Annotated in this window: 12 protein-coding genes; 4 read left to right on the top strand and 8 right to left on the bottom strand. The window is 41.6% G+C overall.

Annotation, left to right across the window (positions count from 1 at the left end):
- Nucleotides 1–743: 743 nt before the first annotated feature.
- The gene (locus FQV37_RS04355) at nucleotides 744–1,340 is read left to right on the top strand and encodes a hypothetical protein (RefSeq protein ID WP_160021443.1); all 597 of its coding nucleotides are present in this window, start codon (nucleotides 744–746) and stop codon (nucleotides 1,338–1,340) included.
- A 116-nt stretch (nucleotides 1,341–1,456) separates the two neighbouring features.
- Here the strand turns inward: FQV37_RS04355 and FQV37_RS04350 are convergent, their stop codons facing one another.
- A complete protein-coding gene (locus FQV37_RS04350) occupies nucleotides 1,457–4,003 on the bottom strand; it encodes a Tex family protein (RefSeq protein WP_160021442.1) in 2,547 nt (848 codons plus the stop codon).
- Nucleotides 4,004–4,381: 378 nt separating this feature from the next.
- Between FQV37_RS04350 and ompR the strand changes: the two genes are divergently transcribed.
- A complete protein-coding gene (gene ompR, locus FQV37_RS04345) occupies nucleotides 4,382–5,140 on the top strand; it encodes an osmolarity response regulator transcription factor OmpR (protein WP_057757943.1) in 759 nt (252 codons plus the stop codon).
- Nucleotides 5,141–5,219: 79 nt separating this feature from the next.
- Entirely contained in the window at nucleotides 5,220–6,467 is a 1,248-nt protein-coding gene (locus FQV37_RS04340) for a CobW family GTP-binding protein (protein WP_240990939.1), read from the top strand.
- A gap of 253 nt (nucleotides 6,468–6,720) precedes the next feature.
- Here FQV37_RS04340 and FQV37_RS04335 read toward each other — a convergent pair whose 3' ends face one another.
- The 5 genes from FQV37_RS04335 to ubiG form a co-directional block, all read right to left on the bottom strand.
- Complete coding sequence (locus tag FQV37_RS04335; RefSeq protein WP_101204603.1) at nucleotides 6,721–6,987, bottom strand: DksA/TraR family C4-type zinc finger protein; 267 nt, start codon at nucleotides 6,985–6,987, stop codon at nucleotides 6,721–6,723.
- A 177-nt stretch (nucleotides 6,988–7,164) separates the two neighbouring features.
- Nucleotides 7,165–7,959 (bottom strand): substrate-binding domain-containing protein, encoded by a 795-nt coding sequence (locus FQV37_RS04330; protein ID WP_025651116.1) that lies wholly within the window; start codon nucleotides 7,957–7,959, stop codon nucleotides 7,165–7,167.
- A 242-nt stretch (nucleotides 7,960–8,201) separates the two neighbouring features.
- Nucleotides 8,202–9,038: a YciK family oxidoreductase gene (locus tag FQV37_RS04325; RefSeq protein WP_227526659.1), complete on the bottom strand. Its 837-nt coding sequence runs from the start codon at nucleotides 9,036–9,038 to the stop codon at nucleotides 8,202–8,204.
- Between the two features lie 75 nt (nucleotides 9,039–9,113).
- On the bottom strand, nucleotides 9,114–9,824 hold the full coding sequence (locus tag FQV37_RS04320; RefSeq protein ID WP_102093348.1) for an HAD family hydrolase: 711 nt from the start codon (nucleotides 9,822–9,824) through the stop codon (nucleotides 9,114–9,116).
- A gap of 67 nt (nucleotides 9,825–9,891) precedes the next feature.
- Complete coding sequence (gene ubiG / locus FQV37_RS04315) at nucleotides 9,892–10,719, bottom strand: bifunctional 2-polyprenyl-6-hydroxyphenol methylase/3-demethylubiquinol 3-O-methyltransferase UbiG (RefSeq protein WP_160021440.1); 828 nt, start codon at nucleotides 10,717–10,719, stop codon at nucleotides 9,892–9,894.
- Nucleotides 10,720–11,224: 505 nt separating this feature from the next.
- Here ubiG and FQV37_RS04310 point away from each other — a divergent pair.
- The gene (locus FQV37_RS04310; RefSeq protein ID WP_102093345.1) at nucleotides 11,225–11,845 is read left to right on the top strand and encodes a thiol:disulfide interchange protein DsbA/DsbL; all 621 of its coding nucleotides are present in this window, start codon (nucleotides 11,225–11,227) and stop codon (nucleotides 11,843–11,845) included.
- A 183-nt stretch (nucleotides 11,846–12,028) separates the two neighbouring features.
- Here the strand turns inward: FQV37_RS04310 and yjgA are convergent, their stop codons facing one another.
- Both yjgA and rapZ read right to left on the bottom strand, forming a co-directional pair.
- Nucleotides 12,029–12,541, bottom strand: coding sequence for a ribosome biogenesis factor YjgA (gene yjgA / locus FQV37_RS04305; protein WP_057757930.1), 513 nt, complete (start codon nucleotides 12,539–12,541; stop codon nucleotides 12,029–12,031).
- Between the two features lie 49 nt (nucleotides 12,542–12,590).
- Nucleotides 12,591–13,556: an RNase adapter RapZ gene (rapZ, locus tag FQV37_RS04300; protein ID WP_160021439.1), complete on the bottom strand. Its 966-nt coding sequence runs from the start codon at nucleotides 13,554–13,556 to the stop codon at nucleotides 12,591–12,593.
- Nucleotide 13,557: the final 1 nt, after the last annotated feature.

Raw genomic sequence — 13,557 nt, 5'->3', positions numbered from 1 at the left:
AGTGATAATAAAGGCTAAATGTCTTTATGACCGTATCTTGGTTTCGAGATACGGTTTTTTATTGTCTACTCTAAAATTGAGACAAAAATTAAATTAAGAATAACGTATTTTTTTGGTGAACAATGTTTCTGTTTCCCAATTATTTAATACTTTATGATACTAACCATTAATCCAATATTGCTACTATCGTTTTATAAATATTGTAGAAAAATTATATGTAAACATTAATGTAATGAAGTATATATTATCAAAGAATTTATATAATAGAATTTAAGAACTATCTAAACATTGGCTTTGAATTATAAATAAAAACTACTGATAAAAATCTCTGTAATACTGACAAATAGCACTTAAAAAATTATTAATAACAGTTGCCTAAGTTCAAATAACAACTATGAGCAACCAAATATCCATATTTTTAATACTAGAGACATCGGTAAATATTTATTATTATCAGACTCATTTATTAACAGCTTTAATAACACAAGAAACCTTTACTATTAATGAGTTTTGGGGAAATCTAGAAGTTAATATAACGACTAGACTTTAAGTATGGCAGTTTCATAACGTCACAAGAAAACATTAAACTGTTAGAACCTTAATGAGTTCGCTACTGAAATATAAACCACATCGTTGATAATTTGCATACAGTATTTACAGACACCTTTGAGTAAAAACGGCTTATCATTAAATATGAGTTATCGTTTTTAATTATTACTAATAATACATATGGGAGCTTTATAATGAAAAAGAATATTTTATCGTTAATTTTAGGTACTACGCTTGCATTGCCTACACTTGCAATGGCTATGCCGACCAACAGCAGTGATTCTATGCAATCACGTATGCCAAGTAGCTCTGTCAAAAGCAATGTACAAGTCGGTGTAGAAGGACCAACTGGTAAATTGGGAGCTGCACAGCCTAGCCATGTCAATATCAATGACTCTAGCAATAAGATGAACGACTCTCGTAGTGAGATGAATGATTCGAACAAGAGTATGAACAACTCTGACAACAGAGTGAACGAATCTAATGACAAGATGAATGATAAAGCTGGCACTATGAGCAATAGTAATATGCCTACTATGAACGGTAACGTGCCAACGACAACGGGTGCAGCCTCTACACAGTCTACCCAACGTACGCAAACGCCAAACATGCAGCATAGCAATGCAGACTATCAGCCTTTAATCGCTGGTGAAGCCGCTTCTAACAATAAAACGGCAAATGCTACTAGTACATTACAAGAAAAGAAAAAAGACAAGCGTGGTGAGTTATTAGCTACTCAGCCAGCAAACGTACAGTTCAAAGAGAACCGTCGTATCGCTGTATCACGCTAAGCAGGCAACTAGTTTAGTAGATTAGTTTGTAAGCATATTACTTATATAAAAAGGCAGCCATATGGCTGCCTTTTTTATTATACCCAACTATAAATTTTAGCTATTTTTAGCAGTATTTACTTCTTAGTTTTAGTCACACCAGCTTCTTGTAATAAAGCGCCGAGTGTACCCATTTTACTTGGGGCTTCAGCTTTATCATTTTTTACTGGCTTACTACGATTGCTCGCGTTGTCTTTATCCTGACGCTTGCCACGCGGCTTAGACGGACGTTTATCAGCAGCTGGACGGCTATTATTTGGACGGTCACTATTTGCGTTATTATTGCGTGAACGACTGGTTTTCTCGCCATCTATACTAGCTGTCGTAGACTTGGCAGCCGTACGTACAGGTTTTTCAGATTCAGGTTTCATGCTAAAGCCGATACGACCACGTTTTTCATCGATAGAGATAACCCGTACCGAAACGATATCGCCAGGTTTGACACGATTCATAGGATCTGCGACAAAGTCATTGGCCATCTGTGAGATATGTACCAAACCATCCTGATGCACACCGACGTCAACGAAACAACCGAAGGCTGTTACGTTCGTTACCACGCCTTCTAAGGTCATACCTTCGCTCAAATCTTTGATACTATTGACGTCATCACGGAAATTGGCCGTTTTAAATTCAGGACGAGGATCGCGAGCAGGTTTGGCAAGCTCTTCGATAATCGCTTTTACGCTGACATTATCGTCATTAGCAGCCAGTGTAGTCGTATCAATCGTATTTAACACGCCATCATTACCGATGACTTCTGACAATGGCTTGCTCGCTTGTGCAAGTAAACTATCGACCAATGCATAGCTCTCTGGATGCACACCAGTGGCATCTAATGGATTGCTACCATTATGAATACGCAAGAAACCAGCTGCCTGCTCAAATGTCTTAGCGCCTAGACGTGGGACGTTTTTAAGCGCTTCACGACTATCAAATGCACCGTGCTCTTTGCGATAGGTTACAATTTGCTGTGCCACATTGCGGTTAAGACCAGCGATATGAGCCAAGATAGCTGGACTGGCTGTATTTACATCAACGCCAACCGCGTTTACGCTGTCTTGAGTTACTTTATCAAGGCTATCTGCAAGCTGGTTTTGATTGACGTCATGCTGATATTGACCCACGCCAATGGCTTTTGGATCAACTTTAACAAGCTCTGACAATGGATCTTGCAAGCGACGCGCAATAGAAACCGCTCCGCGTACAGAAACGTCTAGATTGGCCAGCTCATCACTAGCAAGTTCACTCGCTGAATAAACAGACGCTCCCGACTCATTAACGATAACCGCTTTGGCTGTTAGTGCATCGTTCGCGGCTAGAATCTCTTTGATCATTGCATCGGTTTCGCGACTTGCCGTACCGTTGCCGATGGCGACCAAATCAACGTTGTAAGTGCTTAATAGCTCATCGATGATTTTTTTGGCTTCAGTCATTTTGTTGTCAGGTGCAAACGGATAAACCGTCGCGATAACAGGCTTCTCTTCGTTATCTGACATCACATGACCTTGCGCATCGACGATGGCCATTTTTACGCCATGACGGATACCAGGATCAACGCCCAAGATCACTTTAGGACCTGCTGGCGCAGACATCAGCAGATGCTGTAAGTTGCTAGCAAACACATCAATCGCATCCGCTTCTGCAGCTAGACGCTTTTCAGTCAATAAACGATGCTCGATATGCGGACGCCATTTGTCTTTCCATAAGCTACTGGCTGCTTCTACCAAAAACTCACGGCGTTCTGCTGGCGCTTTGGCATCGACGTCGAAATGACTGATGATCTTTTCGATAAATGGAGCGTCTTCGCCTTCAATTTTTAGACCCAAGACATTTTCTTGACGACCCCGCAACATCGCTAATAGGCGATGGTTAGGTAGACGGGCAAGGCTTTCACTATGTTCAAAGTAGTCTTTGAATTTTTCGCCGACTTCACGCTTTTCCTCACTCGCAACGCTCGATACGATACTGGCAGTCTTCGCAAACCCGCTGCGTAAGTTGTCCAACAAACCCAATGCTTGTGTCCATTCATCAACGATAATGGCTTGTACGCCTGCGAGTTGTTTTTCGATATCGCTAAAATCAACTTCGATTTCATTACCACTGTCATCAGTGATACTTGACTGGACTTGATAATCAGCCAAGGCATCCATCGGGGTGATTTCTTGGGTCAAGACCGCTTGGGCAGCAGTATCAAGACCAGCGGCGCGAGCTTTGGCAGCAGGTGAACGACGACGCGGACGATATGGCAGATAGATGTCTTCAAGCTCAAGCTTAGACGTCGCATTATCGATACGCGTCTGTAGCTCGTCAGTCAGATTGCCCTGTGTGCTTAGCAGCTCAGTAATTTTGAGTCGACGTGTTGCCATGTCACGCTCATAATTAAGAGACTTCTCTAAAGCACGCAGCTGCGCATCATCAAGATTCTGAGTCTTTTCTTTGCGGTAACGCGCAATAAAAGGAACCGTCGCGCCTTCATCATAAAGTTTGACAAACGCATTGACTTGAGCAGTCTTAATGCCAAGCGCGCGAGCAAGCTTGTCGTGAATATTCGCGTGTGTGGTTGCATCTAAAACCTGTGCATTTGTCGAGGTTTGAGATGACGTTAAGGTATCAGTGCTACTCATATACGTATCAATCGTTGAGAAATGTAGCTTTGCATTATAGCAAAAGCTGCATGAATAAAAATCCTTTTTATCTTTTCGTTATTTATTGCGCATTTTAGGACGCAAATCGTTCTATATCACACATCCTATGGACTTGTTAAACAAACGCATACAGCATTTATTATCATGGGTGATGCAATTCTCGGTGCAATCTTATACACTAAAGTATCAATAACACAAATATTGATATGTGCTGACATATTGAACAATAGTTTTTAATTTTATGAAGTGCTTATTCTTAACCAATAATTAAATAATGATAATTAATGGCAGTGTTTTTGCTCATAGCTATTTACTTGTAGTTTCTGATAACAATAATTTTTATAAAAGGATGCCTGTATGACTGATAACAACAGCCCTGACACGTTGACTCAGCGTATTTTAGTCGTCGATGATGACGCTCGTCTGCGCTCTTTGTTGCAACGCTTCCTAGAAGACGACGGTTTTGTCGTTCGTACCGCTCATGATGGCAGTCAGATGGACAAACTCATGCAACGTGAGCTTTTCTCACTAGTGGTATTAGATTTAATGCTACCAGGCGAAGATGGCATCAGCATCTGTAAGCGTCTACGTGAAGACAATGCAGATATTCCTATCATTATGCTGACTGCCAAAGGTGGCGATGCTGACCGTATCGCAGGTCTAGAAGCGGGTGCAGATGATTATCTGCCTAAGCCTTTTAACCCAAAAGAGCTGTTGGCTCGTATCAAAGCTGTATTACGTCGTCAAAACCGTGAGTTGCCAGGTGCACCAAGTCATCAAATGGAAGTGGTCGAGTTTGGTCCATGGACACTAGATCTATCGACTCGTACGCTCAAACGCGATGGTAACGTAGTCACTTTGACGACAGGTGAGTTTTCAGTGCTAAAAGCGCTCGTACAGCATCCACGTGAGCCATTGACCCGCGATAAATTGATGAACCTTGCCCGTGGTCGTGAATGGGGTGCGATGGAGCGTTCTATCGACGTCCAAGTATCACGTTTGCGTCGTCTGATTGAAGACAACCCTTCACAAGCGCGTTATATCCAGACCGTCTGGGGCGTTGGTTATGTGTTCGTTCCTGATGAAGCTGAGGTAGAAACCATCAAGAGTGAATAACTTTTGACTGATCTAATTTCTTTTAATATAGGCCGTGTTTGTTTACTCACAAACATGTGCCAATATGATGAGCCTATTTGTGAAAAACCCAATTATTTTTCAAAACATACCCTGCACATTAGTGACAGGGTTTTTAGGTGCTGGCAAAACCACCGTAATTAATCAGTTACTGGCCACAAAATCTGATGACGAGCGCTGGGCTCTCTTAATCAATGAGTTTGGCCGTATCGGTATTGATGGCGCACTCCTTGCAAGCTCCCAAGATAACGATCTTGAGCAAAAGAATATCGCCATTCGTGAAGTCAGTGGTGGCTGTATTTGCTGCACCAGTCAGCTGCCCTTACAGATTGCAATCAGTCGTCTGCTCAGTGAGCATCATCCACAGCGATTGTTAATCGAGCCCACAGGATTGGCACATCCACGTGAGCTGATACTACAACTCAGCGCGCCGCACTGGCAAACCGCCCTAAAAATGAATGCGGTGATAACCGTGCTAAGTGGCGAGCAGTGGCAACAGATTAGGTATCGTGATCATGATGGTTTTCAAGCGCATGTCCATGATGCCGATGTGCTGATAATCAATCGTTATGTCCAATTAGATACTAACGAAAAACAAGCCTTGGTAGAATGGATAACCAAGCTAAATTCACAAGTAAAAATTATTTGGGCAGCATCAGGACTAATGGCATCTGAGACAACAGCTTCATCAGATGTCCATTCATCAGATAAGTTTGTAGCAAATAAACTTGTAGCAGATGCATACTCGTCTACTTTAAACGACCAACTGAATAAGCCCAGCTCTATCATTTCGAATCAACGAAAAATCAGTATTGCTCATCCTCAAAAATCGATGATTGGTGTACAGTCTCAAGCCAATTCTTTAGCAGCTGCGCCATCATCGAGTTCATCTACCGATGATGGCGCAGCTCAGTCCAGTGCTGATAGTGATCTGCCCTATCGCTACCATGAAGAGCAGCAAGACTTTCAATTGGCAGGATGGCGACTACCCGCTCACTACATATTAAACGCTGATGATTTACAGAATTGGTTGTTAGCATTGCCAAACTGGCAACGCATTAAAGGCGTGGTACATACTTCTGATGGATGGATGAAGATCAATTTTAACCCTGGTAGTCTAACCACCAGAACTATTGACCCACAGACTGATAGTCGATTGGAAATTATTTTGCAATTAGGCAATACTGTCGATACAAATGCTGTCGACAAAGCTACAGAAAAATCAGAAACTGAGAATGATGCCAAAGCGTCATCGGCCTTGATAGATTGGGAAGAGTGCGATCGCGAACTGATGGCACTGGTTATATAGCAATAAGCATAAAAAGGGCAGGCATTGCTATTTTATCTAGCCATGTCCGCCCTTTCATTTTTCAACGCAACTAGGGCGTGTCCTCATTTTAAAAATGGTGATAAACATGAGATAAATCGCAGTCAAACAAGGAAAATAGCGCAGATAATATCGAGATATTAGTCAGCTATTTGACGCCGTTTGGCAAGATTTAGCCATTTTTAACCCATTTAGATGACTATCGATTGAATTGAGGACACGCCCTAACTATTTTTTAACGCAATTGACTGTCTTTACTACCACGACGATTAAATAGCTCGGCTGCTTTTGCTTCTTGTTCAAGCTCCGTCTGACAGCTAACGCAGTGCTGAATCCCGGGCACTGCCAGTCGCCTTGCCTCTGGAATAGGCTTACCACATTCGTCACACAGCTCAGCACTTACACCTGTCGGTAACGAACGTCGCGCTCGCTCCAATGCATCATTTACCGTTGCATCCATTTGTTCGTGCTCAGCACCATCTCTTGACCAACCACCTGCCATAATCCCATCCTATTTATTTTTTAATGATCATTGCTTTATAGATAAATTCTTTAATAACAAATAGATGGGGTGGTTATTGCTAATTACAATATGCAAATAACAAATGTGTTTGAACGATTAGTGAGAATTATATTTAGGGTATTTACTTTTTAAGAGTGTATGCCTAAAACCTTCTACTCAGCGTTGCCACCCTTCTGTTTTCATGATTTTTTGTCCTTTTTTAGTGATTAAAAAGTTAAGAAAATCTTTTGTTTGAGGATCAGCTTTTGGTGATACAACGATGTTTAAATCACGCCAGATAGCTCGATCCTTATCTATACTAACCATGTCCATATCTTTGGAATTATTAAGCGGCCAATTCGGCCAAGTTATCCAAGCATCTGCTTTTTCATCTTTAAATGCTTTAAAACTGGCTCCAGATCCTAAAGAATACGCTACTATATTATCTCGAAAACGAGCAATATCGTTTAAGCTTCCTTTGCGTCCTGCGAGATCCTCCCAAACTCCAGTACCCGAAGTGTTATATGTTCCTTTACCTTCGGTCACAACTATTTTAATCCCCTTAGCTAATAAATCATCAAAGCTACGTATATTTTTAGGATTTCCTTTTTGTACAGCTATGATTGCTGGTCGGATATAAATGGGTTCAACTTTTTCATGATCAAAAGTTTCGTATGTCTCAAGAAATGCAGTCATTGATTGCTCAGAAGTTCCCCACAGAGCATCGGCATCAGCTTGAGCGTCAGCCGACCATTTGTCTTCAGGTCCTGCTATTAATTCTACCTTGGTACCACCTTGCTTTTCCCAGACATCTGCCACTTTTCTTAAAGCGGTATGTGGGCCACCTGCTCCATACAGCTTTATGACACCATCCTGAGGATTGTGCTCGATGGAAGGATCAAAAAGCGTGGTTTGCGCAAAAGCTGAAGTACAACTTAGCAGCACACATGCAGCAGCAATGGACTTATTCATAAGTATTATCCTAAGTAAAAATCATTGGTAGTTTTGACAAAAAACAGAGTCGTATTTACTATAAAACAGATATCTTGCTGTTGGTATATATTTTTTGTAGCTTCTATTAGCACATCAAGCAACTAAAGAAAATTTATACCAGTTTCGCATCCTAGTACGACGCATCTATTTCATTTAGTATCAACTATAGCTACCCAAATTACTTTTACGCTTTGTATTCATGCAAGTTTAAGTAACACCTCTTAATCTTTTGGCTGTAGCTCAACCACTTGCCCGCGTACACCAATACTTTCGTTACTCATCAAGCAGACGTAGGCTGACATGATGTCTTCCGGCGTTTTTAAACTCATGGGATTTTCTCCTGGATAAGCATGAGCACGCATGTTGGTGCGGATACCACCCGGATTGATACAATTAAATCGCAAGTTGGTCGTGTTTTGCGTCTCTTGAGTAAAGATATCACTCATACCTTCTACTGCTTGTTTGGAGAGTGCATAAGCTCCCCAAAATGCGCGAGGATGTGTACCTACAGTGCTAGAGGTGAAAACAACAGAACCATGATCAGCATCTTTTAATAGTGGCAATAGCGCTTGAGTCAGCATAAAAGTCGCTGTGAAATTTACTTTCATCACTTGGGCAAAAGTATCGACGTCATACATCTCAAGCGGCGTCAGTTGTCCTAATACACCAGCATTATGTAAGATACCATCTAACTGGCCGACTTCTTTATTGATTAGCCCTTCGAGCTGCTGCATTTCGGCGTAAGTTGCCCCTTCTAGATTCATCGGCAACATAGCAGGCTGCTTACCTCCAAGGCTTTCAATCTCATCGTAGACGTATTCAAGCTTGCTACTAGTGCGTCCTAACAATAAGACAGTGGCGCCATAACGCGCATAGGTCAATGCGGCAACACGGCCAATACCATCCCCCGCACCAGTCACCAAAATAGTCTTACCATCTAAGCAGTTACTTGACGGTACAAAGCTACGAATATCATCATGAGTCAAAGGCTGAATAGGACTTTGAACCGTTTTTTTATTGTCTTGTGGATCGACTGGTTGATTATTATTGTCACTCATGGCATTACTCACTACTTATCATTAAATCGTTGAGGATATGTGCTTATGGTTGTAAATCTGGTGATATATAGCAGTCTATAAATACTCAAACTTACCAGACGATAGCAGCAATTTATTTAGCTGCTCAGGCGTATCCGTAATATAGTCGGCGCCCCATTTTTTCAAAGACTTTTGATCTTCAGGTGGAATATATCCATAAGCGGCCAAAATCGTTGGCATGCCAGCAGCGTTGCCAGCTTCAATATCACGTACATGGTCACCGACATAAAGTACGCAGCCTGCAGCCCCTCGCGGAATACCGAGTTTTTCTAGCGCCATGTACATTGGCTCTGGGTCTGGTTTGGTACGTGATACGTCATCTGGACAGACCAAAACCGCACAGCGTTGATCCAGTTGCATCTCACTTAATAGCTTTTCGGCTAAATAACGTGGCTTGTTGGTAACGATACCCCAAGGCACGCCCTTTGCTTCAAGTTCAGTCAGTACCGCTTCAAGCGCCTGAAACACGCAGCTATCGACACAGATATCTGCTTCATAATCATCTAAGAACTGCTGACGAAACTCAAGCAACGCTTCTTCGCTGACTTCGAGTTGATTGTTATGTCTTAGCATCAATTGCACCATGGCCGAGGCACCCGCAGAGACTTGCTCGCGGATTTCCGCTTCAGGCGGTGCCTGCCAGTCATTTTCGAGACTCATTTTACCAATGATACGAACAAAATCAGCAGCAGTATCGATTAATGTCCCATCAAGGTCAAATAAAACAGCTTTTACAAATTGGGTCATAGTGAATGCTCTTGAGATTGATGACGTGTTTAGTGAAAGTATGGCAAATAAATGGCTGCGTGCAGCATTAAACCAATGGCTTTTGTACGGCTATCATATAATTAACATCGACGTTTTGGGCAAGCCAGTAGCGTTTGGTCAGCGGATTATAATGCAAACCGATAATATCCTGACGAACAAATCCAGTATTGAGTGCCATTTTGTCTAATTCTGCTGGCGTAACAAATTTGGCATAGTCATGGGTGCCGCGATCAAGCAACCGCAGTACATACTCTGCACCAACGATGGCAAACAGATAAGACTTAGGATTGCGATTAATCGTTGATAGTACACAGACACCGCCAGGAGCTAACAACTCATAACAAGCCTGCACGATCGAGCTAGGATCTGGCACGTGCTCTAGCATCTCCATACAAGTCACTACATCAAACTGACCAGCATGTGTTTTTGCTAACTCTTCAACAGGTATATGCTGATAGCGAAGCGTATTCTCTAACTGGCTTTGCTCTGCATGTAACGCAGCAGCTTTTAGGTTTTCTGTACCTAAATCAATTCCTGTCACATCAGCACCGCGGCGTGCCATAGATTCTGACAATATTCCGCCGCCGCACCCTACGTCGAGTACTTTTTTGCCAGAAAGTCCTTGCTCAGTGGTTTTATTAGCATCGTTTTGATAGCCACGTTTGACGTTTTCTTCTATCCAGTTTAAACGTAATGGATTGATCTCGTGTAGCGTTGCAAACGCCCCTGTGTTGCTCCACCACTCACTCGCCAAGTTATTAAATTTTTCGACTTCGCTAGGATCTACGTTGATGGTGGTAGACTCTGTACTATTGAAAGCGCTATTATTATTTTGATCATTTGAAGTTGATGAAGAATTTAAAGCAGAGCTCATGGTATGTTCCTTGATTGTCACTATCGTTATTATCGTTTACAGTGCATGATTATGTGCTTAATATTAGCATGAGAGTAGCAGTTTTGTCGTAAGCACATCGTCAGCGATTGTGAATAGGCTTAAACTTTACCCTGTTTTTTGGGCAGTATCTTGATATAGAAAAGATACGTATCCTTGTGACAATATCGCATTCTGATACTTTTGAATCTCTTAAGTTCCATATAGAAATAAAGCAGACACTTGAGAAACAGTAGATTCAAAAAGTAACAAGCAATATACCTTAAATAATAGCTAACCGCTTTACAACTATCGGTTAAGAATGCGATTCACAAGTACATATATTTTACGTTATCATAGTCGATACTTTGTTATTGTTCGATTATACTCGACACTGTCTGGTTTAGACGCTTTAAAAGCTATATATTTTAGAGTGTCACATGTTTAACAACCATATAGACACCAACCTCTTAACCCATTCTAAGTCTCCACACCTCAAGGATAAAGTATGAAACGTGTCATCACACTGACTGGTCTAGCCATGGCCATTGGACTTGCCTCTATGGGCGCACAAGCTGCAGACTATGTCGCTGGAAAAGATTACCGTGTGCTAGACAACCCAGAGAAAATCAGCGGTGATGCTATCATTGTTCGTGAATTCTTTTGGTATGGTTGCCCACATTGTAATGTGCTTGATCCGCATATGGAAAAATGGGCAAAGACTAAAGACAAAGATGTTGCATTCTTCAAAACACCAGCGGCACTTAACCCTGTTTGGGAAGCCAATGCACGCGGTTTTTATGCGGCTCAGCTTTTAGGGTTCGAAGACAAAACTCATTCTGCATTATTTGATGCTATCCACAAAGATGGTAAAAAACTGTTTGATCAATCATCATTGAGCAAATGGTACGCGTCAAAAGGCGTGAATGAAAAGAAATTTAACAGCCTATATAACTCATTCGCTGTTGGTACAAAAATTGGTCGCTCACAAGAAGGCGCTAAACGTTATCAGCTTTCTGGCGTACCAGCTGTGGTGGTGCAAGGCAAATATGTAGTCACTGGTGAGAGTGCTAAAGTACCTAAAGTCGTCGACTACTTGGTCGACAAAGCCCGTGCTGAAAAGAAATAACTCAAGCAATAAATACTTGAATAATAGACATAACGCACAGTACATCCGTACGTCATGCACAAAAAAGCCAATCATAAATTGATTGGCTTTTTTGCATCTTAACATTTTAGCTATTCATTTTTTAACTACTAACCTGTCAACTAATAATCTTTCAATTAATAACCTTCTAGCTTGGTGTAGGTATTATTTTTTCAGCTGCGACAAAATAGCCACTTCACGAATATAACTCGCTAAATCTGCTTTAGATTCTGCCAGCAACTCATCGTCTTGCATATGTTTGGCATATTCTATCCACAACAGCAACTGATACATACTGTGGTGCTCAGAAGCTTTATATTGCTTCACAAACTGCTTGAGCGTACCTTCATCATTGATATTTAGACGCTCGTACCAGCTCTCTATTTTTGAGACTTGCTCTTTAGGAAAGAAGGCATCAAATAACGCCTTTATCAGCTCATGGCGATTCTCTTCAATCATCAGCTTGCCAACACGTTTGGTCTGACGATTGCGGGCATTGGCACTGGTAATATCAGCAAGTGCCATTAGCTCCGCCATAAAATAATCACTGGCAGGTAAGGCTTTTAGCTGTTTTTTCGATAAGCTAGCAAGCGGTATAGATAACTGCTGTAAGCGCTCATGGGCTTTTTTGAGTTCTGTGCGCGAGACGCGCATATCCTGTTCTTTCCAGTCAATCATAAAAGCTTTCCAAAATAATAATTAATAAATTAAATAGTATCTGACATCACTACCAACGACTTTTTTCGCGGTGTTTTGCCAATACCTTCACACCTTTAGGCATAGCGTCAGCAAGGCGGCGTTGTAGATGATCAGTGATAAAAACAGAGCGGTGTTTTCCGCCCGTACAGCCTATGGCAACTGTGACCGTATGACGATTATTGTGCAAAAACTCTGGTAGCCAACGAGTTAAAAACTTATCAATGTCATTCATCATTTCTGCTACTTCTGGATAATCTGAGAAGAATGCGCCTACTTCGGTATCCAATCCTGTCGAGTCACGTAACTCAGGGTTCCAATGTGGATTCGGTAAAATTCTAACATCGAATACAAAGTCAGCATCGATAGGACTACCGTATTTAAAACCGAAAGACAGTAGATTGATGACAATCTGATTGTCCATGCCTATATGTTCACGCAAGCTGTCTTTTAATTGATGAATATTTAGGCTACTGGTATCAATCCTAATATCAGCATGACCAGCAATTGGCTCTAATAGCTCAACTTCTTTTTTGATAGCAGCAGGTAAATTAAAGGCTATATGCTTAGCGTTATCACTATCGATATCTTGTGACATCAAAGGATGTACACGGCGCGTCGCGTTGAAACGGGCTATCAGCGTACTCTCTTGTGCAGTCACATATAAAATTTGTACCGCATGAGATCCATAAGTTTCCTTGAGAGAAGCATACGTTACTGCAAAGTTAGATAAATCAGCACGTGGCGTTCGAATATCGACACCCAGCGCAATACGATAAATGCCGCTTTCATTGACCAGTTTATGAGCAGCATTAGGTAATAAAGACAGCGGCAGATTATCAATAGAGTAATAGCCTAGATCTTCTAAGATATTCAATACTGAGGTTTTACCAGATCCTGAACGCCCTGAGACCACCAATATACTGAGCTTATTCGTAGACGTTTGATCCGCTATCGTTGCTGCTGCATTACTATTTTGATCCTGACTTACACCCATG

This window comes from Psychrobacter nivimaris (genome assembly GCF_009812035.1).
GTDB lineage: Bacteria > Pseudomonadota > Gammaproteobacteria > Pseudomonadales > Moraxellaceae > Psychrobacter > Psychrobacter nivimaris.
Note: the sequence above shows the minus strand (reverse complement) of the source record. Positions and strands in the feature narration are given on the sequence as shown.